The organism is Lysinibacillus sp. DFXJR4 (assembly GCF_057196045.1).
The window spans coordinates 41,553-67,759 of record NZ_JBXUNW010000007.1 but is presented as its reverse complement, the minus strand read 5'-3'; the positions used below and the strand labels follow the sequence as shown (position 1 = coordinate 67,759).

General features: G+C 39.1%; 26 protein-coding genes and 2 other annotated features. Of the genes, 25 read left to right on the top strand and 1 reads right to left on the bottom strand.

Annotation, left to right across the window (positions count from 1 at the left end; translation table 11 throughout):
* Positions 1-99 precede the first annotated feature (99 nt).
* The 8 genes from AC2CGN_RS15430 to ispD all read left to right on the top strand — a co-directional run bounded on the left by AC2CGN_RS15430 (position 100) and on the right by ispD (position 8,795).
* On the top strand, positions 100-405 hold the full coding sequence (locus tag AC2CGN_RS15430) for a DUF4870 domain-containing protein (protein WP_286925539.1): 306 nt from the start codon (positions 100-102) through the stop codon (positions 403-405).
* Positions 406-658: 253 nt separating this feature from the next.
* Complete coding sequence (locus AC2CGN_RS15425) at positions 659-1,129, top strand: CtsR family transcriptional regulator (protein ID WP_283870093.1); 471 nt, start codon at positions 659-661, stop codon at positions 1,127-1,129.
* 13 nt (positions 1,130-1,142) lie between these two features.
* Positions 1,143-1,691 carry a UvrB/UvrC motif-containing protein gene (locus tag AC2CGN_RS15420; RefSeq protein WP_286925541.1) on the top strand — a complete coding sequence of 183 codons (549 nt, stop codon included), beginning with the start codon at positions 1,143-1,145 and terminating at the stop codon, positions 1,689-1,691.
* Entirely contained in the window at positions 1,688-2,797 is a 1,110-nt protein-coding gene (gene mcsB / locus AC2CGN_RS15415) for a protein-arginine kinase McsB (RefSeq protein ID WP_484514744.1), read from the top strand. The genes AC2CGN_RS15420 and mcsB overlap by 4 nt, the downstream gene beginning before the upstream one ends.
* Complete coding sequence (locus AC2CGN_RS15410; RefSeq protein ID WP_286925543.1) at positions 2,787-5,231, top strand: ATP-dependent Clp protease ATP-binding subunit; 2,445 nt, start codon at positions 2,787-2,789, stop codon at positions 5,229-5,231. Before mcsB ends, AC2CGN_RS15410 begins: the two co-directional genes overlap by 11 nt.
* 107 nt (positions 5,232-5,338) lie before the next feature.
* Complete coding sequence (gene radA, locus AC2CGN_RS15405) at positions 5,339-6,715, top strand: DNA repair protein RadA (RefSeq protein ID WP_286925544.1); 1,377 nt, start codon at positions 5,339-5,341, stop codon at positions 6,713-6,715.
* A gap of 289 nt (positions 6,716-7,004) precedes the next feature.
* Positions 7,005-8,090, top strand: coding sequence for a PIN/TRAM domain-containing protein (locus tag AC2CGN_RS15400; protein ID WP_484514741.1), 1,086 nt, complete (start codon positions 7,005-7,007; stop codon positions 8,088-8,090).
* Between the two features lie 12 nt (positions 8,091-8,102).
* The gene (ispD, locus tag AC2CGN_RS15395; protein WP_286925685.1) at positions 8,103-8,795 is read left to right on the top strand and encodes a 2-C-methyl-D-erythritol 4-phosphate cytidylyltransferase; all 693 of its coding nucleotides are present in this window, start codon (positions 8,103-8,105) and stop codon (positions 8,793-8,795) included.
* A 105-nt stretch (positions 8,796-8,900) separates the two neighbouring features.
* Here ispD and AC2CGN_RS15390 read toward each other — a convergent pair whose 3' ends face one another.
* Positions 8,901-10,559 carry an SWIM zinc finger family protein gene (locus AC2CGN_RS15390; protein ID WP_484514739.1) on the bottom strand — a complete coding sequence of 553 codons (1,659 nt, stop codon included), beginning with the start codon at positions 10,557-10,559 and terminating at the stop codon, positions 8,901-8,903.
* 184 nt (positions 10,560-10,743) lie between these two features.
* Here AC2CGN_RS15390 and ispF point away from each other — a divergent pair, with 184 nt between their 5' ends.
* The 17 genes from ispF (at position 10,744) to rpoB (ending at position 26,137) form a co-directional block, all read left to right on the top strand.
* Positions 10,744-11,220 (top strand): 2-C-methyl-D-erythritol 2,4-cyclodiphosphate synthase, encoded by a 477-nt coding sequence (gene ispF / locus AC2CGN_RS15385; RefSeq protein WP_286925548.1) that lies wholly within the window; start codon positions 10,744-10,746, stop codon positions 11,218-11,220.
* 90 nt (positions 11,221-11,310) lie between these two features.
* A complete protein-coding gene (gene gltX, locus AC2CGN_RS15380) occupies positions 11,311-12,771 on the top strand; it encodes a glutamate--tRNA ligase (RefSeq protein ID WP_484514736.1) in 1,461 nt (486 codons plus the stop codon).
* A gap of 50 nt (positions 12,772-12,821) precedes the next feature.
* Positions 12,822-13,044: a binding site (T-box leader), on the top strand.
* Between the two features lie 174 nt (positions 13,045-13,218).
* Positions 13,219-13,869 carry a serine O-acetyltransferase EpsC gene (gene epsC / locus AC2CGN_RS15375; RefSeq protein WP_286925550.1) on the top strand — a complete coding sequence of 217 codons (651 nt, stop codon included), beginning with the start codon at positions 13,219-13,221 and terminating at the stop codon, positions 13,867-13,869.
* Positions 13,866-15,266 carry a cysteine--tRNA ligase gene (gene cysS, locus AC2CGN_RS15370; RefSeq protein WP_429983473.1) on the top strand — a complete coding sequence of 467 codons (1,401 nt, stop codon included), beginning with the start codon at positions 13,866-13,868 and terminating at the stop codon, positions 15,264-15,266. The genes epsC and cysS overlap by 4 nt, the downstream gene beginning before the upstream one ends.
* Before the next feature lie 5 nt (positions 15,267-15,271).
* Positions 15,272-15,691, top strand: a complete 420-nt coding sequence (locus tag AC2CGN_RS15365) for a Mini-ribonuclease 3 (RefSeq protein ID WP_286925551.1) — start codon at positions 15,272-15,274, stop codon at positions 15,689-15,691.
* Positions 15,691-16,443, top strand: a complete 753-nt coding sequence (rlmB, locus tag AC2CGN_RS15360; RefSeq protein ID WP_286925552.1) for a 23S rRNA (guanosine(2251)-2'-O)-methyltransferase RlmB — start codon at positions 15,691-15,693, stop codon at positions 16,441-16,443. The genes AC2CGN_RS15365 and rlmB overlap by 1 nt, the downstream gene beginning before the upstream one ends.
* A 2-nt stretch (positions 16,444-16,445) precedes the next feature.
* Entirely contained in the window at positions 16,446-16,958 is a 513-nt protein-coding gene (locus tag AC2CGN_RS15355; protein ID WP_286925553.1) for an NYN domain-containing protein, read from the top strand.
* Positions 16,959-17,026: 68 nt separating this feature from the next.
* The gene (sigH, locus tag AC2CGN_RS15350; RefSeq protein WP_286925554.1) at positions 17,027-17,674 is read left to right on the top strand and encodes an RNA polymerase sporulation sigma factor SigH; all 648 of its coding nucleotides are present in this window, start codon (positions 17,027-17,029) and stop codon (positions 17,672-17,674) included.
* A gap of 76 nt (positions 17,675-17,750) precedes the next feature.
* On the top strand, positions 17,751-17,897 hold the full coding sequence (gene rpmG / locus AC2CGN_RS15345; RefSeq protein WP_484514732.1) for a 50S ribosomal protein L33: 147 nt from the start codon (positions 17,751-17,753) through the stop codon (positions 17,895-17,897).
* A 48-nt stretch (positions 17,898-17,945) separates the two neighbouring features.
* Positions 17,946-18,131, top strand: coding sequence for a preprotein translocase subunit SecE (gene secE, locus AC2CGN_RS15340; protein ID WP_054771416.1), 186 nt, complete (start codon positions 17,946-17,948; stop codon positions 18,129-18,131).
* 335 nt (positions 18,132-18,466) lie between these two features.
* Complete coding sequence (nusG, locus tag AC2CGN_RS15335; RefSeq protein WP_283870079.1) at positions 18,467-19,000, top strand: transcription termination/antitermination protein NusG; 534 nt, start codon at positions 18,467-18,469, stop codon at positions 18,998-19,000.
* Between the two features lie 233 nt (positions 19,001-19,233).
* The gene (rplK, locus tag AC2CGN_RS15330) at positions 19,234-19,659 is read left to right on the top strand and encodes a 50S ribosomal protein L11 (protein WP_004233593.1); all 426 of its coding nucleotides are present in this window, start codon (positions 19,234-19,236) and stop codon (positions 19,657-19,659) included.
* Positions 19,660-19,775: 116 nt separating this feature from the next.
* Positions 19,776-20,474: a 50S ribosomal protein L1 gene (gene rplA, locus AC2CGN_RS15325; protein WP_286925558.1), complete on the top strand. Its 699-nt coding sequence runs from the start codon at positions 19,776-19,778 to the stop codon at positions 20,472-20,474.
* A gap of 51 nt (positions 20,475-20,525) precedes the next feature.
* Positions 20,526-20,671, top strand: a sequence feature (ribosomal protein L10 leader region).
* Between the two features lie 32 nt (positions 20,672-20,703).
* Positions 20,704-21,204 carry a 50S ribosomal protein L10 gene (gene rplJ / locus AC2CGN_RS15320; protein ID WP_054771418.1) on the top strand — a complete coding sequence of 167 codons (501 nt, stop codon included), beginning with the start codon at positions 20,704-20,706 and terminating at the stop codon, positions 21,202-21,204.
* A gap of 72 nt (positions 21,205-21,276) precedes the next feature.
* Positions 21,277-21,639, top strand: coding sequence for a 50S ribosomal protein L7/L12 (gene rplL, locus AC2CGN_RS15315; RefSeq protein ID WP_054771419.1), 363 nt, complete (start codon positions 21,277-21,279; stop codon positions 21,637-21,639).
* 77 nt (positions 21,640-21,716) lie between these two features.
* Positions 21,717-22,319, top strand: coding sequence for a class I SAM-dependent methyltransferase (locus tag AC2CGN_RS15310; RefSeq protein ID WP_286925560.1), 603 nt, complete (start codon positions 21,717-21,719; stop codon positions 22,317-22,319).
* A gap of 242 nt (positions 22,320-22,561) precedes the next feature.
* A complete protein-coding gene (rpoB, locus tag AC2CGN_RS15305) occupies positions 22,562-26,137 on the top strand; it encodes a DNA-directed RNA polymerase subunit beta (RefSeq protein ID WP_429983472.1) in 3,576 nt (1,191 codons plus the stop codon).
* Positions 26,138-26,207 lie beyond the last annotated feature (70 nt).

Sequence of the window (26,207 nt, the reverse complement as noted above, 5' to 3'; positions counted from 1 at the left end):
TTTTAAAAATACAACATACAATGAAACTATTCAGGGTATAGTTCCGTAAATAGTAGTACATAAAACAAAGGAAAATTTAAAAAAGAAGGGTTGATATAAATGGAAGCTAAATGGTCTAAGGTAATCATACACGCAAGTCCGTTTTTTGCGCCATGGTTAGTACCAATTTTATTTTTCTTAATTAGTTCTGATGAGGAAGTAAAAGCTATTTCCATTCAAGCACTACTGTTCCAAATTATAATGGGTGTTTTAATTGCAATTTCTGTGGTACTAAGTTTTGTACTCGTTGGTTTACCATTCCTAATTATTTTCGGTATTATGTTGTTTGTCGTACCGATTATTGGAATTGTAAAGGCTTTATCTGATGAACCATGGCATTACCCAATTGTTGGTCGCTGGGTATAATTTTTATCGACGCAAGTATATGCTAATTGCATATGCTTGCGTTTTTTTCATCACGAAAAAGGGTACATTAGACATACGACCGTTAAGATATCTAGCATGAATAGCGATTTTTCAAGCGTTTGAATGAAAAAATGGTTGCTATTAATTTTTCTATAGGCGAAATCATTGCAATTATTTTCAAGCGTTTTGTATAATATACTCAAAGAAAGTCAAAGATAGTCAAAGTCAGTGAAGTAAGCGAGGTGTATTCCTAATGCGTAATATATCAGACATCATAGAAGGCTACTTGAAGCAAGTACTTGAATTAGGTGGAGAAGGGCATATTGAAATTAAGCGCAGTGAAATAGCTGATAAATTCCAATGTGTGCCCTCACAAATAAATTATGTGATCAATACTAGATTTACTGCCGAACGAGGTTATCTTGTTGAAAGCAAACGTGGTGGTGGTGGATACATACGAATTTTACGTGTCCGCGCGAATTCACAAATCGATTTGATTGACGATGTCCTCAGGCAGATAGAGGGAGGGGCATCGCAAACAATGGCAGAAGATTTAGTTTATCGGCTTATCGATGAGCAGGTAATTTCAAAGAGAGAAGCGAAGTTAATGTTAGCGGCAATTGATCGCTCCACTCTGGATTTACCACTCCCATTACGGGATACCATTCGAGCAAGAATATTAAGAGCGATGCTAACAACAATCAAATATGAACAGCAAAAATAGAGAGGTGATGGAAATGATTTGCGAACATTGCAAACAGCGTAATGCGACGGTAACTGTAACACAAGTTCAAAATGGACAAAAGGTAGAGCATCATTACTGTGACGTCTGCGCCTCGCAGTTCCATCCATTTCATGCAGAATTTAAACAAGAGCCTGTATCTATTCAACAGCTATTATCGAATTGGTTTGGCTCACCGACATGGCAACAACAAAAAGTGGATGAAAAACAACAGGCGCAGCCACAACCACAAACTTGTCCACAATGTGGCTTTACGTATAAACGATTTTTAAAAGAAGGAAAATTCGGTTGCCCTAGCTGCTATGACAGCTTTAGCGAGCACCTACCAAAGCTCTTTAATCGAATACAAGCAGGACCTCAACATATAGGTAAGATGCCCGGCGCTCATAGCAATATTTACGTCATTAAAAAACAAATAGAAGATATCCGTAAACTTATGAAAGTAGCTATAGATGAGGAACAGTTTGAGGAGGCCGCGAAACTGCGGGATGAAGTAAAGGAATTGGAGAAACAGCTACAATTTGAAGGTGGTGATGTGTCGTGATGATTGAATCGTTTTTAGAACGAGCTACACCAGCATGGATGAACGTGGAGGACGATTATTCAGATATAGTCATTAGTACACGTATCCGTCTTGCACGAAATTTAGATGGCTATCGTTTTCCTCTGTCCTTTACAGAGAATGAGGCATTACAGGTAGAGCAGGCTGTAACACACGCTGTTCAGGATAGCACGAAGCTACAAGATCATTACTCATATTTTGCCGTCAAGGATTTAACATCCTTACAGCGTCAAATTCTTGTAGAAAAGCATTTAATTAGCCCTCAGCTTGCTAAAAAAGAACAGGTTGGCTCCATGCTATTATCTGATGATGAATCAATTAGTATTATGGTGAATGAAGAAGACCATTTACGCATTCAATGTATGACAGCGAGTTTTCAGCTGCAAAGGGCATATGAGCAGGCCAATAAAATTGATAGAGCCCTAGAAAAATCTTTACCTTATGCATTTCGTGATACTTTTGGATATCTTACAAGTTGCCCAACAAATATCGGTACTGGTTTACGAGCTTCCGTTATGATGCACCTACCTGCCCTTACATTAACAGCTCAAATGAGTCAAATTATTAATGCCATGACAAGGCTAGGAATGACAGTAAGAGGGATATATGGGGAAGGTAGCGAAAATTTAGGGAATGTTTACCAAGTGTCGAATCAAATAACACTGGGTAAAACAGAGGAGGATATTTTGGCTGACATTCAAAGCGTCGCCGAAAAAATTATTCAAAAGGAGCGACATGCAAGAGGTAGGCTAATGGAAAAAGCAGAGCTTGCTTTAGAAGACCGAGTATACCGTGCATTAGGTACTTTAACGCATGCTCGAATTTTAACGAGCGAAGAGGCAGCTACCTGCTTGTCCAATGTTCGTTTAGGGGTAGATTTACAGTTGATAGAAGGCATTAAGGCGACAACTTTAAACGAGTGTGTTGTCTGTATGCAACCAGGATTTTTACAACACTATGCAGGAGAGGTTTTACCACCTGCTGAGCGCGATCGCGTACGAGCGAAAATGCTTCGTGAGGCATTATTTCGTGAAAATATGAGTAAGCCTATTATAGGAAAAAAAGGAGAGGATTCATATGATGTTTAATCGTTTTACACAACGCGCACAAAAAGTATTACAGCTTGCACAGGAAGAGGCAATTCGTTGGAAACACGAATCAATAGGAACAGAGCATATTCTATTAGGGCTTATTCGTGAAGGCGGTGGTATAGCTGCGAAAGCATTAGAGGCCATCGATATTAGTCCTCAAACAATTGAAGCAGGTATCGAAGAGTTAGTTGGAAAAGGAAAAGAGGATGTAGGTCCGATTGTCCACTACACACCTAGAGCGAAAAAAGTCATTGAGCTATCAGTTGATGAATCACGCAAACTAGGTCATTCATATATCGGTACAGAGCATTTGCTATTAGCGCTTATTCGTGAAGGTGAAGGTGTGGCTGCTCGTGTATTAAATAACGCTGGTGTCGGCTTAAATAAAGCACGTCAGCAAGTGCTATTACTACTAGGAAATAATGATAATGCTCAATCTGGCCAACAAGCTGCCCAGGCTGCCAATACCCCTACATTAGATAGCCTTGCGCGAGACTTAACACAAATTGCTCGAGAAGGCTCTTTAGACCCTGTGATAGGTCGAAGCAAAGAAATTACACGTGTCATTGAAGTTTTATCTCGTCGTACAAAAAACAATCCTGTATTAATTGGTGAGCCAGGGGTAGGTAAAACAGCTATTGCTGAAGGTCTAGCACAGCAAATTATTAATAATGAAGTGCCAGAGATTCTTCGTGATAAACGCGTCATGACTCTTGATATGGGAACAGTTGTAGCAGGTACAAAATACCGTGGTGAATTTGAGGATCGCTTGAAAAAAGTGATGGATGAGATTCGCCAAGCAGGAAATGTTATTTTATTTATCGATGAATTGCATACATTAATCGGCGCAGGTGGTGCAGAGGGGGCAATTGATGCATCAAATATTCTAAAACCTTCTCTAGCACGTGGTGAGCTTCAATGTATCGGTGCAACAACATTAGATGAATATCGTAAATATATTGAAAAGGATGCGGCTTTAGAGCGTCGTTTCCAACCAATACAAGTTGATGAGCCAACAGTTGAAGAAGCGATTCAAATTATCCAGGGCTTACGTGATCGCTATGAAGCACATCACCGTGTGAAAATTACAGATGAAGCGATTGAGGCAGCCGCAAAAATGGGTGACCGCTATATTTCTGACCGTTTCTTACCAGATAAAGCGATTGACTTAATTGATGAAGCAGGCTCAAAAGTACGCTTACGTTCATTTGCAGTTCCACCAAATCTAAAAGCGCTTGAAGATAAGCTCGAAAATGTGCGCTCTGAAAAGAATGCTGCAGTTTCTGGTCAAGAGTTTGAAAAGGCAGCCTCATTAAGAGATACCGAACAAAAGCTAAAAGATGAAATTGAAACGACAAGAAAGAATTGGAAGGAAGAGCAAGGGAAATCTGAATCAAAAGTTACAGTGGATGATGTAGCAGCAGTCGTATCTATGTGGACTGGAATCCCTGTATCAAAAATTGCCTCAGAAGAGTCCTCTAAGCTATTACAATTAGAGGAAGAGCTACACAAACGAGTGGTAGGGCAAGGGGAGGCAGTTGAGGCCATTTCCCGTGCTATTCGCCGTGCAAGAGCAGGCTTAAAAGATCCAAAACGACCAATTGGATCATTTATTTTCTTAGGGCCTACAGGGGTTGGTAAAACAGAGCTTGCAAGAGCACTAGCTGAAGTGATGTTTGGTGATGAGGATGCGATGATTCGAGTTGATATGTCTGAATATATGGAGAAACATTCTACGTCGCGCCTAGTTGGTTCACCTCCAGGCTATGTAGGCTTTGATGATGGCGGCCAGTTAACAGAAAAGGTTCGTCGTAAACCATATTCAGTTGTATTACTAGATGAGATTGAAAAAGCTCATCCAGATGTTTTCAATATTCTACTGCAAGTGCTTGAAGATGGTCGTTTGACTGATTCTAAAGGTCGTGTAGTGGACTTCCGCAACACGGTTGTTATTATGACATCAAACGTTGGGGCAGATGCTTTAAAATACCAGAAAAACTTAGGCTTCAATGTTGGTGGTACGGAATCGAAACATAAAGACATGAAGGGAACAATGCTTGAGGAATTGAAAAAAGCATTCCGACCAGAGTTCTTAAACCGTATTGATGAGATGATTGTGTTCCACTCATTAGAAAAAGAACACTTAAAAGAAATTGTTTCCATGATGGCGAATGCTTTAACAAAACGTCTAAAGGAACAAGATATTTCGTTAGAGTTAACAGATGCGGCGCTTGAGAAAATTGCGCAAGAGGGCTATGATCCTCAATACGGCGCTCGCCCGCTACGCCGTGCACTACAAAAACAAGTGGAAGACCGCTTATCAGAAGAATTACTGAAAGGCAATGTAGAGAAGGGCAATCAAGTGGTCATTGATTATGTGAATGATGACTTTGTGGTAAAGAAAAAAGAGGGCATTTCTGCATCTAACTAATTTCTAACAGCTACGCTTCATCTCAAAAGGACAGCAGGCTATAGTGCCAAGCTGTCCTTTTTTATGTACAATTGATAATAAGAACAAATATTCGAGGTGAATGTGATTTGGCAAAGAAAAAAACGAAATTTGTATGCACAGGCTGTGGCTATGAATCTGCAAAATGGATGGGAAGATGTCCGGGCTGTGGGGAATGGAATAAGATGGTCGAAGAAGTAGAGGTCGTAGCAAAGGGACCTCGTGGAGCCTTCCAGCATTCTGCGACAGTTACGCAAAAGGCTCTTCCTATTATGCAGATCGAGGCTGCCGAGGAGTCTCGAATTACAACAGAAATGGGTGAGCTTAACCGAGTGCTAGGTGGGGGAATCGTACCGGGCTCTCTTGTACTTATAGGAGGTGACCCTGGTATTGGGAAGTCGACGCTATTATTACAAGTGTCTGCTTTACTTTCAAATAAGGGACATCGTGTGCTCTACATTTCTGGTGAGGAATCAATCCGCCAAACGAAACTACGTGCAGAGCGTTTAGGGGTGGTTTCACAGGAGCTTTATATCTATTCAGAAACAAATTTAGAGTTTCTAAATCAAACAATTGAGGATGTGCAACCGAAATTTGTTATTGTCGATTCCATTCAAACTGTGTTTCATCCCGAGGTAACAAGTGCTCCTGGCAGTGTATCGCAGGTGCGGGAGTGTACGGCTGAGTTAATGAGAATTGCTAAAACGAAGGGAATCGCTATATTTTTAGTTGGACATGTAACAAAAGAGGGTCAAATTGCAGGGCCACGTATTTTGGAGCATATGGTAGATACTGTGCTGTATTTTGAGGGGGAGCGACACCATAATCACCGTATTCTGCGTAGTCAAAAGAACCGTTTTGGCTCAACAAATGAGATTGCTATATTTGAAATGCTTCAGGGGGGCTTAAAGGAAGTATTAAATCCATCTGAGCTCTTTTTACAGGAGCGTTCACAAGGGGCAGCGGGGTCAACCATTGTGGCTTCTATGGAGGGTACACGACCAATTCTTGTTGAAATTCAGTCACTCGTAACACCTACAAGCTTTAACTATCCAAAGCGTATGGCAACAGGTGTTGATCAAAACCGTGTACAGTTGTTAATGGCTGTTCTAGAAAAGAGAATGGGCCTCATGCTACAGGCACAGGATGCATATATTAAAGTTGCTGGCGGTGTAAAGCTAGATGAACCAGCCATTGATTTAGCGGTGTTGACAAGCATTGTCTCTAGCTTTAAGGATCAAGCAGTTAGAGCTACAGATTGTTTTGTTGGAGAAGTAGGGTTGACGGGAGAGGTGCGCCGTGTTTCCCGTATTGAACAACGTGTAATAGAGGCGGCAAAGCTAGGATTTAAACGGATATTCATTCCGGCTTCAAATATTGGTGGCTGGGATTTTCCACAAGGTATTGAGATAGTTGGAGTAGAAACCATTAAAGATGCACTGAATGCTTGCTTTAGAGAGCTATAAAGGGAGTGTGCATGTTGGACAAGGTTCTGACATGCATTTTCCTCTTTCAATAATTTTTTAGATGCTAGGCATAAAAATCGGAACTAAAAAAGGGGTTTAAGCGTCCTACATAACACCCTAATAAGATGGCTCTTTTAACAACGTTATAGCTAGTAATAGTACCTCTTTATTTTCACCTTTGTATAGAGTTGCTGCTGGCGTTAAAAAGAAACAGGGGTTGTTAGGCTCATGAAAGATTTTCTACAGTAAACTATGTATAATTATAGTTAAGAATGGGAGGTGACAGCTTATGAAAAAATTTGTTCAAATTGCCTTTTTACTGATTGGGGGAGCGTTAGGCTTTGTTTTCTTACCGCCATTATACGAATTGCTTCATTTATCTTCTAATCCTTGGCTTGATAATCCCTATGTATCAGTAGCTTTAGGGGCAATTTTATTGTTTACACTATCGTTTGCGTTTTCGGATTATTTTGTGCGACTCATTAGCTGGCTGGAAGAGGTGCTATTTAAGGTACCTGTTGGCGACTTATTATTTGGTACGCTTGGACTTATCATCGGACTGATTGTAGCTTACTTCTTAGGCTTTGCCATAGAAAGTGTCCAGCTAGGATTCGTTTCGGAGATTTTACCAATTATCATGTCCTTTGTACTTGGCTATTTAGGGTTCCGTGTAGGCTTTAAGAAGCGCGATGAATTAATCCAACTCTTTACATTACGTGGGAGCAATACAAAGAAAAAACTAATAGATGGTGTAGATGTCCAAGAAGTAAAAGGGAGCTATAAGCTGCTGGATACAAGTGTTATTATTGATGGGCGTATTGCGGATATTTCTCAAACAGGATTTATTGAAGGTATATTAGTGGTTCCTCAATTTGTTCTTACAGAGCTTCAGCATATTGCAGATTCTTCTGATACTTTAAAACGTACAAGAGGTCGTCGTGGTTTAGATATTTTAAAAAAATTGCAAGATGAGCGAATGACAAAGGTGGAAATATCCGAAGAGGATTTTGAGGATGTGCAGGAAGTTGACTTAAAATTAGTGCGTCTTGCAAAGAAAATGAGCAATGATACACAGATTGTTACGAATGACTTCAATCTTAATAAAGTATGCGAGTTACACCACGTAAGAGTCTTAAACATCAATGATTTAGCTAATGCTGTGAAGCCTGTTGTTATCCCGGGTGAGGATATGCAAGTGATGGTTATTAAAGATGGTAAAGAGCATAATCAAGGAGTGGCTTATTTAGACGATGGCACAATGATTGTGGTTGAAGGTGGACGCAGCTATATCGGACAGGCAATAACGGTTACGGTAACAAGTGTACTGCAAACATCAGCGGGCCGTATGATTTTTGCTAAACCAAAGGATGACTAGGAAGTGAAAAATGTGCAATACGAGGTAGTATTACCTGCAGCGGGTAGCGGTAAGCGAATGGGAGCGGGGCAAAATAAGTTATTTTTAAATTTATTAGGAAAACCCATTCTCATACACACACTGGAGGTTTTTGAACAGGATTCAAAATGTACAGGGATTTGGCTTGCAGTAAAACCAGAAGAGCGTTCCTATATTCAAGCCATGTTAGAGAAGTATAGGATTTTAAAGGTGAAGGGCTTACCTGATGGCGGTGCTGAACGACAGCATTCAGTTCATTCGTGTATGAAGGAGATGGAGCAGGTCGATATTGTGCTTGTACATGATGCTGCTCGTCCCTTTATCTCTCATGATATTATTGCGAATCTTGTGCAAAGTGCTCATACATATGGTGCTGCAATCGCTGGTGTCCGTGCAAAGGATACGATGAAAAAGGTACGTGATGGTGTGATTGAGGAGACGGTTGATCGTGATAGCTTATGGATGATTCAAACTCCGCAAGCTTTTCAGTTTGATTTAATCGTAGAGGCGGAGGATGTCGCAGAGAAGGTTGGCTTTCTTGGTACTGATGAAGCCATGCTTGTGGAACGTCTTGGACATGCCGTGCATATTGTAGAGAGTAGCTATGAAAATGTAAAGATGACGACAAAAGAGGATCTAGTTTTCGGAGAAGCGATCTTGCGTAAACGTGCCTTGGATGCAAAATAGTTGAATAGGTGGCGATTAGAGCCGCTATGAAAAATACCGTAGAGAAATCGATAATGATACTTCTCTACGGTATTTTAATTTGCTCGTATTTTTGAGGCGGGGTTACTATTTCATAATATTAGTTAATTCCTCTATTAAAGCTGGACGTTTTGGATAAGTTTGCAGTAAATCAACAATCAATTGTTCTGCTTCTACCATATAACCAGCCTTACGCATGATATTGATAGAACGACAGACGCCTTTATATTTTTTTCGATTAGTGGCGTATTGCGCATCTGCAGTGATAGCCTCAATGAATAGTGCACACACTTCTTCATAGTACTGCTCTTTAATAAATGAATAATAGTCTTCTATTCGTTTGGGATAATCTTTGCAATAGTCTAAAATACGTTTTGTTTGCTGTTCTTCAACAATAACCCTTTCGTATAAATAAGATTTTGTAAGGTTATTTAATAATTCTTCTAAAACTTCTGGCCATTGTTCAACGGAGTGTAGAGCTTTGTATTTCTTATAAAATTCATACTCCCCATCAAGCAATAGTTGTAAAGCCAATTGACGCATATCCTCTGTATGTCCTAAATGCTGATGAGCCTTAAAGGCATAGCGTCTCCAAAGGCTAACGATTCCTGAAAGTTCTTGATCTTGCTCTAATCCATCTGCTGTTAATTGTAATACTTTTTCATATTCGCCGCGATTTATGGCAGATAGAATAACTTGTTCACGCATATGGTAGTCCTCAATATGCCCCTCCAAAAATGCCTCTACCTCATTGCTACTGTATTTGTGTTGTAATAAGTGAAGTTCAATCAGCTTCAGCTCTTTATTTAGATATTGTGCATGCCAATCATCTGATGTACTTTCAAGTGAATGAATAAGGGCTTTAAACTGCTCCTCAATCGCATCATCTTCACAAAGAGGGATACAGGCATGAAGCAAATGAATTCGACAATCTACCCAGTCTCCTAATACGGGTAACATTGCTTTTCGAATAACTAGGTCAAATACAGATTTATACTGCTTTTTTGACCAAAGATTTACCCCTTCTTCAATTGCCTGACTTATTAATTCAAGACTTTCACGAATAGCATCGCCAAAATAGCCATCAGAGTCATCCCCATATTGTAGTGCCTCTAATGTATATTGGAGGCACAGAAAACTAAGCTCAATAGCTGTAATATTATCCTCCATGTCGATGTGCTCCTCAGCGTGTTGAAGGGTAGCTTGGACACCTTTAAGTGCTTTTAATGCCCGATGACGTGGGATAAAGCCGCTTCGCCCCTCCTGACCGGCTTTTAGATGCTGAGTAATCATTTTTTTGGAGGCCTTTAATATATCTATTGGCTCCATTAGTCGTATTTCTAATTCTTGCAGAAAATTAGGTGAGTTCTTCCCAACTGTTAAAATTAAATTTATTAAATTTTCCTTTGTTTGTGCTGCTAGTAATTGCTGTAATGTAGATTTTTGTGCTTTAGATGATTTAGATACTGATATAGGAGAATTGTTAAATTCCTCCTGAATAGCGTATAGTACAGCTACTATATGTTTGCAATCATCATCGTAAGGACAATCACAAGTTGCATCTGTAATATCTCCGTTTGCTTTGATAATAATATTTACAGTATAAGGTTCAGTTCCCTCAACCTCTGCCTGCCAATTGGTATTGTCTATTTGCATAATATCAATGACGTGATGATTCATATAATAATCGTACCCACGTTGTACTATTACTTTGCTAAACTGACTTTCAAAAGTATTAATATTCATTTCTGCACCGCCTTATTGTTTTAGACTTAAGGTAAGGATAACAAAGAATGTGCGAGTAGTGAGAGTCAAATATCTGATGGCTTTGTGAAATCACTCATTTCCTAGGAAATATGGTAAACTGTCTATAAATAGAAAATCATAAAGGTAGGTGAATGCTGCTACGGCAAGAACGTAGTAGTATCGTATGTTTCGAGTTGGACAAGGTTTTGACGTACATGCATTTGAAGAAGGACGTCCATTAATTATTGGTGGTATAACAATTCCTCATGAAAAAGGGTTAGTAGGGCATTCTGATGCAGATGTTTTATTACATACTGTCACAGATGCAGCATTAGGGGCTATTGGAGAAGGAGATATCGGTCGGCATTTTCCAGACACAGACCCCGCATTTAAGGATGCAGACTCAGCAAAATTATTAGAGCATATCTGGAAAATTGTTGAGGATAAAGGGTATGTTCTAGGGAATGTTGATTGTACAATTATGGCACAGCGACCGAAAATGGCACCATATATTGAGCAAATGCAAAATCGTATTGCTGAATTGTTGAACGCAGAGCCGTCACAAGTTAATGTCAAGGCGACAACAACTGAACGATTAGGTTTTACTGGTCGTGAGGAAGGGATTGCTGCAATGGCAACAATTCTATTGATTAAGAAGTAAAAGCAGGCTATCAGCGCTTTTATTTCCTGTAGCAGAGTGGTAAAATGAACAAAGTCAATTTTTGATCGAAAATTTAGGAGGCTTTTAATTATGGCGAAAGAAGTTCGTGTTCGTTACGCGCCATCCCCTACTGGTTACTTACATATCGGTGGAGCGCGTACAGCGTTATTCAATTATTTATATGCAAAACATCATAACGGTAAATTTATCGTACGTATAGAGGATACAGATATTGAGCGTAATGTAGAGGGTGGAGAAGCATCTCAGCTAGATAACCTAAAATGGTTAGGTATTGAATACGATGAATCCATCGATATCGGTGGACCATATGCGCCTTATCGTCAAATGGAGCGTCTTGATATTTATAAAGAGCATGCGGAAAAGCTTTTAGAGAAGGGTGTAGCCTATAAATGCTTCTGTTCTTCTGAGAAATTAGAAGCATCTCGTGAAGAGCAAAAGGCACGAGGAGTAGCTGCTCCAACATATGATGGGACTTGTCGTCATTTATCAGCAGAGGAGGTTGCTGCTAAAGAGGCTGCTGGTGAATCCTATACAATTCGTATGCGCGTACCTGAAAATGTAACATATGAATTTGAGGACTTAGTGCGTGGACAAGTTACATTTGAATCAAAAGATATTGGTGACTGGGTAATTGTTAAAGCAAATGGTATTCCAACTTATAACTATGCTGTAGTGCTTGATGACCACTTTATGGAAATCTCCCATGTTTTCCGTGGTGAAGAGCATTTATCTAACACACCAAAACAAATGATGATTTTTGATGCATTTGGCTGGGAGTATCCACGCTTTGGTCATATGACATTAATCATTAATGAAAATCGTAAAAAATTATCAAAACGTGATGAATCCATTATTCAATTCGTAACACAATATAAAGATTTAGGCTACCTTCCTGAGGCAATGTTCAATTTCTTTGCATTACTTGGCTGGTCTCCAGAAGGGGAAGAAGAGATTTTCTCCAAGGAAGAATTTGTTAAAATCTTTGATGAGAAACGCCTATCAAAATCACCGTCTATGTTTGATAAGCAAAAACTTACATGGATGAACAACCAATACATTAAAAAGTTATCTTTAGAAGAAGTAGTGGCATTATCTTTACCACACTTACAAAAAGCAGGCCTATTACCAGAAGAGCTGACTCCAGAACAACATGCATGGGCAACAGATTTAATTGCACTGTATCATGACCAAATGAGCTTTGGTGCTGAAATAGTAGATTTATCTAGCCTATTCTTTAACGATCATATTGAATATGATGAAGAAGCAAAAGCTGTTTTAGCAGGTGAGCAAGTACCTGAGGTCATGGCAGCATTTAAGAAACAGCTTGAAGAGTTAGAAGAATTTACACCAGATGCAGTAAAAGCAGCTATTAAAGCCGTGCAAAAAGCGACAGGTCATAAAGGTAAAAATTTATTTATGCCAATTCGAGTTGTCACTACTGGAGAAACACATGGCCCAGAGCTTCCGAATGCCATTTGTTTAATTGGTAAAGAAAAAGCAATTGACCGCGTAGAAAAATTTGCACAATAAATAGAATTTTATTGACAATTTATTAGTTCGTTGTAAAATGAATTTACATTGAGAAAGCGTTGATAAGGAGAAGTAAGTGGCGCATGCTCTAAAGAGAGGACCATCACCGGCTGAAAGTGGTCTGAGCCTAGGCAAAACTGAAATGCACCTTTGAGCATAGGGCTGAACAAATAGTAGGCTTTATCGATTCGTTCCCGTTACAGGACGTCCAGAGTGGAGGGCTTTGCCTTCAATCAGAGTGGAACCGCGCATTTTAAATTTAGCGTCTCTGTCATTCCTTTTGGGAATGATGGGGACGTTTTTTATTTATATAAAATTCGTTCTGCTACTAGCAACTCTGGAGAGCAATCAACGTCAGCACAGTATTTCAAAGTCCAAGGATGCAGTTGATTATTGTGAAAATTTCAAAGGATCAAGGCAGATCAAAAAGAAAAGGGGGAGTTTTTTGTGTTTAAAAGAATGAAGGAAGATGTAGAAACCATTTTTGAAAATGATCCAGCTGCGCGCAGTGTACTTGAAGTTGTGCTAACATATTCGGGACTGCACGCCACTTGGGCACATCGAGTTGCTCACTGGTTCTTTAAAAAGCGTTTTTATTTTATAGCCCGTACCATTTCACAAATTAGTCGCTTCTTTACTGGAATTGAAATTCATCCTGGAGCGAAGATTGGTCGACGTTTCTTTATTGACCATGGGATGGGCGTTGTTATTGGTGAAACATGTGAAATTGGTGATAATGTAACCTTATATCAAGGTGTGACTTTAGGCGGTACAGGTAAAGAAAAAGGAAAACGCCATCCGACATTAGAGGATAATGTACTTGTAGCAACTGGCGCAAAAGTATTAGGCTCGATTACAATTGGTGAGAATAGTAAAATAGGCGCAGGCTCAGTTGTTTTAAAAGAAGTGCCACCAAATGCTACAGTTGTCGGTATACCTGGTAAAATAGTGATTAAGGATGGAATTCGTCTAGAGAAAAAACTAGACCATCAAAATATACCTGACCCAGTAGAAGAACGTTGTCAAGTTTTCGAGAAGCAGATTGCTACATTGCAACAGGAGATCGAACGCTTACAAAAGGAGAGAGAAACACAATGAGTATTCAAATCTTTAACTCATTAACACGACAAAAGGAACCTTTCGTACCACTAGAAGAAGGCAAAGTGAAAATGTACGTTTGTGGTCCTACAGTTTATAACTATATTCATATTGGAAATTCACGACCTGTAATTGTTTATGATACAGTACGCCGTTATTTTCAGTATAAAGGGTATGATGTGAAATTTGTATCAAATTTCACAGATGTAGATGACAAAATTATAAAAGCAGCTAACGAGCTTGGTGAAGAAGTTCATGAATTAACAGAGCGCTTTATTAACGCGTATTTTGAAGATGTTACAGCATTAGGCTGTAAAAAAGCTGATGTACATCCACGTGTTACAGAGCATATGGACGATATCATTGAATTTATTCAAGTGTTAATGGATAAGGGTTATGCCTATGAATCTGCTGGTGATGTTTACTATCGGACGCGTAAATTTAATGGGTATGGTAAATTATCGCATCAATCAGTGGATGATTTAAAAATCGGTGCTCGTATTGAAGCTGGTGAGAAGAAAGATGATGCATTAGATTTTGCTTTATGGAAAGCTGCTAAACCGGGTGAAATTTTCTGGGAGAGTCCATGGGGAAAAGGTCGTCCTGGTTGGCATATTGAATGCTCTGTAATGGCGCGGGAGCATCTAGGAGATACCATTGATATTCATGCTGGTGGTCAAGATTTAACATTCCCACATCATGAAAATGAAATTGCACAATCTGAAGCTCATAATGATAAAACATTTGCGCGTTATTGGATGCACAATGGGTATATTAATATTGACAATGAAAAGATGTCTAAATCTCTAGGGAATTTTATACTTGTCAATGATATCCGCAAACAAATTGATCCACAAATTTTAAGATTCTTTATGCTTTCTGTGCATTATCGTCACCCAATCAACTTTTCAAAAGATTTAGTGGATGCAGCCGCAACGGGATTAGAACGAATCCTAACTGCTTACAATAATATCAAACATCGTTTAACAGCTACTGCTAGCTTAGGTGATCATTTAGAACAGTGGCTTGAAAAAATTGAGGAACAAAAAGCTCATTTTGAAGAAGCGATGGACGATGATTTTAATACAGCTAATGGTATTTCAGTATTGTTTGAATTAGCTCGCATTGCTAATATTTATTTAAATGAAACAAACACTAATGAGAAAGTATTATCGCATTTTATGGAAACTTTTGAGGCGTTAGGTGACGTCTTAGGTATTGAATTTGCTAAAGAAGAAGAGCTATTGGATGAAGAAATAGAAGCCCTTTTACAAGAGCGTGTAGAGGCACGTAAAAACCGTGATTTTGCTCGTTCAGATGAAATTCGTGACCATTTGCAAGCGCAAGGTATCATTTTAGAAGATACGCGACAAGGAACTAGATGGAAACGAGGGTAAGTAACTTGGATAAACTCCGTAAAGAAGATGTTAAACAATTGAATGCGCTAGCGTTAGCTTATATGGGAGATGCTGTTTTAGAACAAAAGGTACGAGAGTATTTACTACGTGCTGGTCGTGTCAAACCAAACACGCTTCATAGGGAAGCTACACATTATGTGTCAGCAAAAGCACAATCTAAGATTGTTCATCGGATGATAGAGGAAAGCTTTTTAACAGAGGAGGAATTGGCTGTGTTCCGTCGTGGGCGCAATGCCAAATCCGGCTCTGTGCCAAAAAATACAGATGTGCAGACTTATCGAAATAGCTCAGGTTTTGAGGCAGTGCTTGGAAGTTTGTATTTGTTAAATGAACTAGAGCGCGTTTATGAAATCATTGCATACGCTATTCAAATAATCGAGGAATCGAAAGGAGTGTCGCAATAATGGCAGAGCAAAATGGTGAAATAATTGCCGGTAAAAACCCAGTGTTAGAAGCACTTCGTTCAGGCCGTGATATGAATAAAGTATGGATTGCAGAAGGTGTGAAAAAATCAGGTGTAAATGAATTACTTGATTTAGCACGCGAACGTGGTGTCATTGTTCAATTTGTTCCGAAAAAAAAGGTCGATCAATTATCAAATGCAAATCATCAAGGAATTGTTGCCTCTGTTGCAGCATATAAATATGCAGAGTTAGAGGATTTATTTGCAGCAGCAGCGAAAAAACAGGAGGATCCATTTTTCTTAATATTAGATGAGCTGGAGGATCCTCATAATCTAGGTTCTATTATGCGAACTGCAGATGCAATAGGAGCACATGGAATCATAATACCAAAGCGTCGTTCAGTAAGTTTAACCGCAGTAGTGGCAAAGGCTTCAACAGGAGCTATTGAGCATGTACCTGTAGTACGTGTGAATAATCTTGCTCATACAGTCGATGAACTTAAAGAACGAGGTGTATGGATAGCTGGTACAGATGCAAAGGGTTCTGCAGACTATCGAAAAATGGATGCTACATTACCACTTGCAATTATTATTGGTAGTGAGGGCAAAGGAATGGGCCGTCTACTAAAAGAGAAATGTGACTTTTTGTACCATTTACCAATGGTAGGGCATGTCACATCACTAAATGCATCAGTAGCTGCTGCACTCTTAATGTACGAAGTGTACCGTAAACGTCAAGAAGCGATTGAGTAGGCATGAAAAACATTTTGCTTGTTGACGGTTATAATATGATTGGGGCTTGGAAAGAGCTGCGGCCATTACGTGACGCGAAATTTGAAGATGCACGTAGAAGATTGATTGAGTTGATGGCCGAATATAAGGCAGCAATGGGATGGCGTGTCATTATCGTTTTTGACGCACATCTTGTACCAGGTGTGGAGCAATCTTATTTAGAAAATGATGTCGAAATCATTTATACACGGAAAAACGAAACAGCAGATGAACGTATTGAAAAAATGACACATGAACTAAAAGCTAGAAATGTTCAAATCTATGTAGCAACTTCTGATATGGCGGAGCAAAGCGTTATTTTTGGTAATGGCGCTTTACGAAAATCCGCAAGAGAGCTTGAGATTGATATGGGTATAATCCAACAAAAAATTTCACATGATGTGAAGCGGAAACAAGATAGCAAACCGCCTTCTCGTATAGAATTAAAGCCAGATGTTGCGTTAGCTTTTGAAAAATGGCGACGTGGCTTGAAATGATTGATTGACGCATATTTTCCAATTCCGTTATACTGTTCCTAATTATCTGTTGTGGCTGAGGTGATACCATGTTTAAAAATAGCATTGTACAAGTGACACAAGATTTTGAACGATTCAATGATGAAGAACTTATTGAAATGGTGCATCAAGGTAATACAGATGCGTTAGATTATTTAATTACGAAATACCGTTTGTTAGTAAGAGCGAAGGCAAGATCTTATTTTTTAATTGGAGCAGATAAGGAAGACATTGTGCAAGAAGGTATGATTGGCTTGTATAAAGCGATACGAGATTTTAAAGGAGACAAGCTAGCTTCTTTTAGAGCATTTGCTGAGCTGTGTATTACAAGGCAAATTATTACAGCTATTAAAACTGCAACTAGACAAAAGCATATTCCACTTAATTCTTATGTATCCTTGGACAAGCCAATTTTTGATGAAGAATCAGATCGTACGTTAATGGATGTGTTAACAGGCGCTATTATGGATGATCCGGAAGAATTGATGATTCATAGAGAAGAGTTCGGCTATCTAGAAGAAAAGATGAGTGAGATTTTAAGTGAACTAGAGCTACAAGTACTAGCCTTATACTTAGATGGACAATCTTATCATGAGATTTCGGCCAAATTAAATCGCCATGTGAAGTCCATTGACAATGCACTGCAAAGAGTAAAGCGTAAATTAGAGAGGCATTTAGTCCTTGAGGAAATGTCCTAACGATTGCATACCTTTGTTGACATTGACAATTTTAGGTGTTAGTCTTTAAAAGACAAAGTGCCGAAAAGGTGATTATATGGCAAAAAAAGTCGTATTAAATTGTGAAAAATGCGGGTCGAGAAATTACGCGTTCCCAGCAAAAGAAGGCTCAACTTTACGCCTCGAATTAAAGAAATTTTGCTCGCATTGCAATGAACATACAGTGCATAAACAAACGCTATAAAGTAATTTGTAAATAGACAGATATGATTGATTCGGAGGTTAGGCTAGAATGGGCAAGATTAAAGACTTTTTCAGCAATGTAATGTCGGAAATGCGCAAAACAAGCTGGCCAAAAAGTAAAGAACTGACGAAATATACAGTCGTTGTAATTTCAACTGTTGTAATTATGGCTTTATTTTTTGTGTTAGTAGACTTAGGTATTTCATCATTATTCCGCTGGTACTTAGAGTTATAATTTAGTAAATAGCATGTTAATACTTCTGAAAATGCCCGTCCTTTGCAATAACGGGTTTTTTCGTTTGTTTTATCTTCATTCAGCAGAAAATTCCATCTTAATGAATGAGTGATTTGAGTGAAGTGAATGGCAGTAAGATATTCTCATTTTGATAAGTATATTAGTAGCGATAGATGACTATGCTAGTTTCTGTACATATCATCGGGCTTTCTTAAGTAGGTAAAACTATGTCTACATGAGATGTTTGTGAAAAGGGCAAGGGATGCGTTTAGCATATCGCGATTCATTTTCACTTTTATTTGTAAGGGAGGGACGGACGAGGAGTCCTAGTAATTATGGAGAAAAATTGGTATGTTGTTCATACGTATTCAGGGTATGAAAATCGTGTAAAAGCAAACCTAGAAAAACGTGTTGAAACAATGGGGATGCAAGATAAGATTTTCCGTGTAATCGTGCCTGAACACGAGGAAACAGAAATGAAGGATGGAAAAAAACGTACAATGATGCGTAAAGTCTTCCCTGGTTATGTATTAGTAGAACTAATTATGACAGATGACTCTTGGTATGTTGTACGTAACACACCAGGTGTAACAGGCTTTATCGGTTCATCAGGCGGGGGTGCAAAACCAACACCTTTATTACCAGAAGAAGCAGATCGCCTGCTACAACAAATGGGTATGTCTGACAAAGTTGTAGAAGTAGATATTTCAGTGGGAGAGGCTGTCGAAGTACTGGAAGGGCCTTTTGCACACTTCCAAGGACGTGTAGAAGAAATTGACACTGAAAAAGGAAAAGTGAAAGTGTCTGTTGATATGTTTGGTCGCGAAACAATTATGGAACTTAACTTTGAACAAATACAGAAAATATAAATGTGAGAAACTGCATTGTAAAATAAATGCTTAGATGTATGTTTCGCAGATTTTGTAAATTACTACTTGCTTAAAAAAACTAAAAGTGGTATCATTTCATAGGTCAGACTGTCATACTTTAGTTTGACGTCTGCAATGATAATTTTAATGTTATCGGCACTTAGCTGACAGACAGATATTGAGTGGGAGGGGCAACCCAATTACCACATCACGGACTTAAGGAGGTGTGTCTCGTGGCTAAAAAAGTTATTAAAGTTGTAAAACTTCAAATCCCTGCTGGTAAAGCAAATCCAGCTCCACCGGTTGGTCCTGCATTAGGTCAAGCAGGTGTGAATATCATGGGATTCTGTAAAGAATTCAATGCGCGTACGGCTGATCAAGCTGGTCTTATTATTCCAGTTGAAATTTCAGTATTTGAAGACCGTTCTTTCACTTTCATTACAAAAACTCCACCTGCAGCAGTTCTACTTAAAGTAGCAGCTGGTATCCAATCTGGATCTGGTGAACCAAACCGTAAAAAAGTGGCAACGGTTAAACGTGATAAAGTTCGCGAAATCGCTGAAACTAAAATGCCAGACCTTAACGCTGCTTCAGTAGAAGCTGCTATGTTAATGGTTGAAGGTACTGCACGAAGCATGGGAATTGTTATCGAAGACTAATCCCTGTTACTTGATGTTTTGTTTTTTGGAAGGTTGCGAAGTTTCTTTGTGAACGCGCAACCTTTATTCGTGGGAGGTAAAATCCGCTACAACCACAATCAAGGAGGAATTATATAATGGCTAAAAAAGGTAAAAAACTGCAAGATGCAGCAAAATTAATCGATCGTAACACACTTTACAACGCTCAAGAGGCAATTGAACTTGCTCAAAAAACTAGCACAGTAAACTTCGACGCTACTGTAGAAGTTGCTTTCCGTCTAGGTATTGATACTCGTAAAAACGACCAACAAATCCGTGGTGCAGTAGTGCTTCCAAACGGTACTGGTAAAACTCAACGCGTATTAGTATTCGCGAAAGGTGAAAAACTTAAAGAAGCTGAAGCAGCTGGCGCTGACTATGTAGGTGATGCAGAGTACATCCAAAAAATCCAACAAGGTTGGTTTGATTTCGATGTAATCGTAGCAACTCCTGACATGATGGGTGAAGTTGGTAAACTTGGTCGTGTTTTAGGACCTAAAGGCTTAATGCCAAACCCTAAAACTGGTACAGTTACTTTTGATGTAACAAAAGCTATCGAAGAAATCAAAGCTGGTAAAGTAGAATACCGTGCAGATAAAGCTGGTATCATCCATGCTCCTATCGGTAAAGTTTCTTTCTCAGCAGAAAAATTAGTAGAAAACTTCTTAGCTGTTTTTGATGTAGTGCAAAAAGCAAAACCTGCAGCAGCTAAAGGTACTTACATGAAATCTGTAAACGTTACAACTACAATGGGTCCAGCTGTTAAAATTGACGCTTCTAATGTAGTAGTAAAATAATTTATATATATGTTGACAATAGTAATTATATATGATAATATGGTTGCTGTTGTGAATTATCCATTTGTACCGTAGACAGTAGGAGTGACTTGTCACTTAATGTTCCTACCGAGGACATCGGAATTCAGATTCTTATTTAAAGATGATGACTTTCAGCCTCTGTGTCTATTTGACCCAGAGGCTTTTCTTTTGTCGGTATAAATGACCCATTCTAATAGGAGGTGTCATCATGAGCAAAGCAATCGAAAACAAACAAGTACAAGTTCAAGAGATTACTGAAAAGTTCCAAAACGCTGCTTCTGTAGTAGTTGTGGATTACCGTGGTCTTAATGTTGCGCAAGTGACAGAGCTTCGTAAACAACTTCGTGAAGCTGGCGTTGAGTTCAAAGTATACAAAAATACATTAACTCGTCGTGCTACTGAAGCTGCTGGTCTTGGAGGAATCAATGACGTATTAGTTGGTCCTAACGCAATTGCGTTCTCAAATGAGGATGTTGTAGCGCCTGCTAAAATCATCAATGAGTTCGCTAAGAAAAATGAAGCTTTAGAAATTAAAGCAGGTATTATTGAAGGAACTGTTTCTTCAGTTGAAGATGTTAAAGCACTTGCAGAACTTCCATCACGCGAAGGTCTACTTTCTATGCTTTTATCTGTACTTCAAGCTCCAGTGCGTAACTTCGCACTTGCAACAAAAGCTGTTGCTGAACAAAAAGAAGAACAAGGCGCGTAATTTCATACGCACTATAACTTCTGCGGCCTGATCGCAAACAATAAAACATTATCCAATTAGGAGGAAATTATAATGAATAAAGAGCAAATCTTAGAAGCTATCAAAGCTATGACAGTTCTTGAATTAAACGATTTAGTAAAAGCTATCGAAGAAGAATTCGGTGTAACAGCTGCTGCTCCTGTAGCAGTAGTTGCTGGCGGTGCTGCTGGCGCTGCTGAAGAAAAAACTGAGTTTGACGTAGTATTAGCATCTGCTGGTGCAGAAAAAATTAAAGTAATCAAAGTGGTTCGTGAAATCACTGGTTTAGGTCTTAAAGAAGCTAAAGAAGTAGTAGATAACGCTCCTAAAGCTCTTAAAGAAGGCGTATCTAAAGATGAAGCTGAAGAAATCAAAGCTAAACTTGAAGAAGTTGGCGCATCTGTAGAAGTTAAGTAATCTCGCGTTACTTTTTAACAAAAGGAAAGCTCGTCATTTTGGCGAGCTTTTTTTCTTCATTCTGAGGAGGCGTGAAAATGGCAGATCACTATTATACAAATAAGCCTCAAGCTGAGAGTAAACCTCGTCATTGGACATTCAAATTATTGGGGCATTCGTTTTCATTTGAGACAGATGCGGGTGTTTTTAGTAAAAGCGAAGTAGATTTTGGATCCCGTGTGTTAATAGATGCTTTTCAGATGCCTGATATTGATGGTGCAATTTTTGATGTGGGATGTGGGTATGGACCAATCGGGTTATCGATTGCCAAAACAAATCCAGGTCGTACTGTTTTTATGATGGATATAAATGAACGTGCGGTTGCACTCTCACAAAAAAATGCGCAAGTAAACGGTGTTCAAAATGTACGGATATTTGTGAGTGACGGACTATCGATGGTTGACAAGGATGTAAAAGCCGCAGCTATTTTAACCAATCCTCCAATTCGCGCTGGAAAAGAAACAATTTTCCGTTTTTACGATGGAGCTTATGATAAGTTAGTGTCATCTGGTGAGCTGTGGGTAGTAATTCAAAAAAAGCAAGGTGCACCATCAACGGTTAGTTATTTAGAAGAAAAATTTTCTGAAGTCGAAGTTGTGGAAAAGAAAAAAGGTTACTGGATCGTACGTGCAAAAAAATAAATGAAATATGTATAAAATATTGACTTGACAAATCGGCTATGATAATATGATACAATGCAAAAATATTATTTTGAGGTCGTGTGCCCTTTTTGTATAGGTTTGTTTTAATATGGGTATACTTGCCAAGATAAGTTTAGTTAACCGAAAATGAGATCTTTTTGAAGACTCGTTTTCTTTTTGTCTTTCGAAATCATACACTATTTGTATGATTTTGCAAAGACCTAATATCGCTTTATTGAGGGGTGAATGAGTTGACAGGTCAACTAGTTCAGTATGGACAACACCGCCAGCGTAGAAGCTTTGCGCGTATTAAAGAGGTGCTTGAGCTTCCAAATCTGATTGAGATTCAAACGGCGTCTTACGAGTGGTTCCTTGAAGAAGGTTTACGTGAAATGTTCCGTGACATTTCGCCGATCGAGGACTTTACAGGCAATCTTTCATTAGAATTCATCGATTATTCATTAGGTGATCCTAAGTATGATGTCGATGAGTGTAAAGAGCGAGATGTTACTTACGCAGCTCCATTACGTGTGAAGGTACGTCTTTACAACAAAGAAACAGACGAAGTGAAAGAGCAAGATGTATTCATGGGTGATTTCCCATTAATGACTGAAACAGGTACGTTCATTATCAATGGTGCTGAACGTGTTATCGTTTCACAATTAGTTCGTTCACCAAGTGTGTATTTCCATGATAAAACTGATAAAAACGGTAAAAAAGGTTTTGGAGCTACAGTTATTCCGAACCGCGGTGCGTGGTTAGAATATGAAACTGATGCAAAGGATGTAGTGTATGTACGTATAGATCGTACTCGTAAGCTACCAGTAACAGTGTTGCTTCGTGCATTAGGCTTTGGTTCAGACCAAGAAATTATCGATATTATTGGTGATAACGAGTATTTACGTAATACGTTAGAAAAGGATAACTCTGAAAGTACTGAAAAAGCACTTTTAGAAATCTATGAACGTTTACGTCCAGGTGAGCCACCAACAGTTGAAAGTGCGAAGAGCTTATTATACTCTCGTTTCTTTGATGCAAAACGCTATGATTTAGCGAATGTTGGTCGCTATAAAATGAATAAAAAGCTTCATATCAAAAATCGTTTATTTAATCAAACGATTGCTGAAACGCTTGTAGACCCAGAAACAGGCGAAATTTTAGTAGAGAAGGGTACAGTTCTTGATCGTCGTACGTTAGATAAAATCTTGCCTTTCCTTGAGGATTCATCTAAAGGTATTGGGTACCGTACTTTATCACAAGTTGGTGGAGTGCTTGAAGATGATGTAACTATCCAATCTATTAAAATCTATGCACCAAAAGATGAAGCACAAAAAGAAATCAATATTATTGGTAATGCGTATATTGATGAGGAAGTGAAAAATATCACGCCTGCTGATGTATTATCTTCTGTAAGTTATTTCTTTAACTTACTGTATCATGTAGGAGCTACAGACGATATTGACCACTTAGGTAACCGTCGTCTGCGTTCAGTTGGTGAGCTATTACAAAATCAATTCCGGATCGGTTTATCTCGTATGGAGCGTGTGGTACGAGAGCGTATGTCCATTAACGATACAGCTGCTATTGTGCCACAGCAATTAATAAATATTCGTCCAGTGATTGCGTCTATTAAAGAGTTCTTCGGTAGCTCTCAATTATCACAATTTATGGACCAAACAAACCCATTAGCAGAGTTAACACATAAACGCCGTCTTTCAGCATTAGGGCCTGGTGGTTTAACACGTGAGCGTGCAGGGTTCGAAGTACGTGACGTTCACTACTCTCACTATGGTCGTATGTGTCCAATTGAAACGCCAGAGGGACCAAACATTGGTTTAATCAACTCATTATCTTCATTTGCTAAAGTAAATAAATTTGGATTCATTGAAACACCTTATCGTCGTATTGACCATGAAACAGGTAAAGTGACGGATCAAATTGATTACTTAACTGCTGATGAAGAAGATAACTACTATGTAGCACAAGCGAATTCACCATTAAATCCTGATGGTACTTTTGCGAATGACGAAGTAGTAGGACGTTTCCGTGGAGATAATACAGTATTTAATAAATCACAAATGGACTACATGGACGTATCTCCTAAACAGGTAGTTTCAGCTGCGACTGCATGTATCCCGTTCTTAGAGAATGATGACTCGAACCGTGCACTTATGGGTGCCAACATGCAACGTCAAGCTGTACCTCTATTAAATCCAGAGGCGCCATTTGTTGGTACTGGTATGGAGCATGTTGATGCCCGTGATTCAGGTGCGGCTGTCGTAGCGAAATATGACGGTATCGTTGAGCATGTTGAAGCTCGATCTATCCATGTACGCCGAATCGAAGTCATTGACGGTAAAGAAGTTAAAGGTGATTTAACAAAATATAAATTACAAAAATTTATTCGTTCAAACCAAGGTACTTCATACAACCAGCGTCCACTTGTAAAAGTTGGCGAACGTGTGAAGCCTCGTGATATTTTAGCAGATGGTCCATCGATGGAAAAAGGTGAGCTTGCTCTTGGTCGTAACGTGCTTGTTGCGTTTATGACATGGAATGGCTTCAACTATGAGGATGCTGTTATTATGAGCGAACGCCTTGTAAAAGACGATGTTTATACTTCTGTTCATATCGAAGAATATGAATCAGAGTCTCGTGATACAAAATTAGGACCAGAAGAAATCACACGTGATATTCCAAACGTTGGAGAAGATGCGCTTCGTAACTTAGACGAACGCGGAATCATCCGCATCGGTGCTGAGGTACGTGATGGTGATATTCTTGTTGGTAAAGTAACGCCTAAAGGGGTTACAGAATTAACAGCAGAAGAACGCTTATTACATGCAATCTTCGGCGAGAAAGCGCGTGAAGTTCGCGATACTTCATTACGTGTGCCACATGGTGCAGGCGGTATTATTCTTGATGTGAAGGTATTTAATCGTGAAGATGGCGATGAATTACCACCAGGTGTTAACCAATTAGTTCGTGCTTACATTGTTCAAAAACGTAAAATACGTGTTGGGGATAAAATGGCCGGACGTCACGGTAACAAAGGGGTTATCTCTCGTATCTTACCAGAAGAGGATATGCCATTCATGCCAGACGGAACGCCTGTCGATATTATGTTAAATCCACTTGGCGTACCATCTCGTATGAATATCGGACAAGTTTTAGAACTTCACTTAGGTATGGCTTCTCGTTATCTTGGCGTTCACATGGCAACGCCAGTATTTGATGGTGCCAATGAGGAAGATGTTTGGGAAACGATGGAAGAAGCTGGTATGAACCGTGATGGTAAAACAATCCTGTATGATGGACGTTCAGGTGAACCATTCGATAACCGTGTATCAGTAGGGATCATGTATATGATTAAACTTGCTCACATGGTTGATGATAAACTTCACGCACGTTCAACAGGTCCTTATTCACTCGTTACGCAACAACCACTTGGTGGTAAAGCACAGTTCGGTGGACAACGTTTTGGTGAGATGGAAGTATGGGCACTTGAAGCATACGGTGCCGCTTACACACTTCAAGAAATCTTAACAGTTAAATCCGATGATGTTGTTGGTCGTGTGAAAACATACGAAGCAATCGTTAAGGGTGAAAGTGTACCAGAGCCAGGCGTTCCTGAATCATTCAAAGTATTGATTAAAGAACTTCAATCTCTTGGTATGGATGTAAAAATGTTAACAGTCAACGATGAAGAAGTAGAGCTTCGTGATTTAGACGAGGAAGATGATCTTCAACCAGCTGATGCACTTAACATTGCTCCACAGCCAGAAACAGAAGAAGAGCCAGTAGAGTCTTTTGAATAATGGAAAACCAAATTCACAATTGTGAATAGGTCAAACTTATTTTTCAAATTAGCCGGGCAGGATTTAACGC

What these genes read in the sequence shown, in the direction of transcription:
- AC2CGN_RS15430 (WP_286925539.1), top strand. Translation starts at nt 100, where the DNA reads ATGGAAGCTAAATGGTCTAAGGTAATCATACACGCAAGTCCGTTTTTT.
- AC2CGN_RS15425 (WP_283870093.1), top strand. Translation starts at nt 659, where the DNA reads ATGCGTAATATATCAGACATCATAGAAGGCTACTTGAAGCAAGTACTT.
- AC2CGN_RS15420 (WP_286925541.1), top strand. Translation starts at nt 1,143, where the DNA reads ATGATTTGCGAACATTGCAAACAGCGTAATGCGACGGTAACTGTAACA.
- AC2CGN_RS15410 (WP_286925543.1), top strand. Translation starts at nt 2,787, where the DNA reads ATGATGTTTAATCGTTTTACACAACGCGCACAAAAAGTATTACAGCTT.
- AC2CGN_RS15400 (WP_484514741.1), top strand. Translation starts at nt 7,005, where the DNA reads ATGAAAAAATTTGTTCAAATTGCCTTTTTACTGATTGGGGGAGCGTTA.
- AC2CGN_RS15390 (WP_484514739.1), bottom strand. Translation starts at nt 10,559, where the DNA reads ATGAATATTAATACTTTTGAAAGTCAGTTTAGCAAAGTAATAGTACAA.
- ispF (WP_286925548.1), top strand. Translation starts at nt 10,744, where the DNA reads ATGTTTCGAGTTGGACAAGGTTTTGACGTACATGCATTTGAAGAAGGA.
- gltX (WP_484514736.1), top strand. Translation starts at nt 11,311, where the DNA reads ATGGCGAAAGAAGTTCGTGTTCGTTACGCGCCATCCCCTACTGGTTAC.
- cysS (WP_429983473.1), top strand. Translation starts at nt 13,866, where the DNA reads ATGAGTATTCAAATCTTTAACTCATTAACACGACAAAAGGAACCTTTC.
- rlmB (WP_286925552.1), top strand. Translation starts at nt 15,691, where the DNA reads ATGGCAGAGCAAAATGGTGAAATAATTGCCGGTAAAAACCCAGTGTTA.
- AC2CGN_RS15355 (WP_286925553.1), top strand. Translation starts at nt 16,446, where the DNA reads ATGAAAAACATTTTGCTTGTTGACGGTTATAATATGATTGGGGCTTGG.
- sigH (WP_286925554.1), top strand. Translation starts at nt 17,027, where the DNA reads ATGTTTAAAAATAGCATTGTACAAGTGACACAAGATTTTGAACGATTC.
- rpmG (WP_484514732.1), top strand. Translation starts at nt 17,751, where the DNA reads ATGGCAAAAAAAGTCGTATTAAATTGTGAAAAATGCGGGTCGAGAAAT.
- secE (WP_054771416.1), top strand. Translation starts at nt 17,946, where the DNA reads ATGGGCAAGATTAAAGACTTTTTCAGCAATGTAATGTCGGAAATGCGC.
- nusG (WP_283870079.1), top strand. Translation starts at nt 18,467, where the DNA reads ATGGAGAAAAATTGGTATGTTGTTCATACGTATTCAGGGTATGAAAAT.
- rplA (WP_286925558.1), top strand. Translation starts at nt 19,776, where the DNA reads ATGGCTAAAAAAGGTAAAAAACTGCAAGATGCAGCAAAATTAATCGAT.
- rplJ (WP_054771418.1), top strand. Translation starts at nt 20,704, where the DNA reads ATGAGCAAAGCAATCGAAAACAAACAAGTACAAGTTCAAGAGATTACT.
- rplL (WP_054771419.1), top strand. Translation starts at nt 21,277, where the DNA reads ATGAATAAAGAGCAAATCTTAGAAGCTATCAAAGCTATGACAGTTCTT.
- AC2CGN_RS15310 (WP_286925560.1), top strand. Translation starts at nt 21,717, where the DNA reads ATGGCAGATCACTATTATACAAATAAGCCTCAAGCTGAGAGTAAACCT.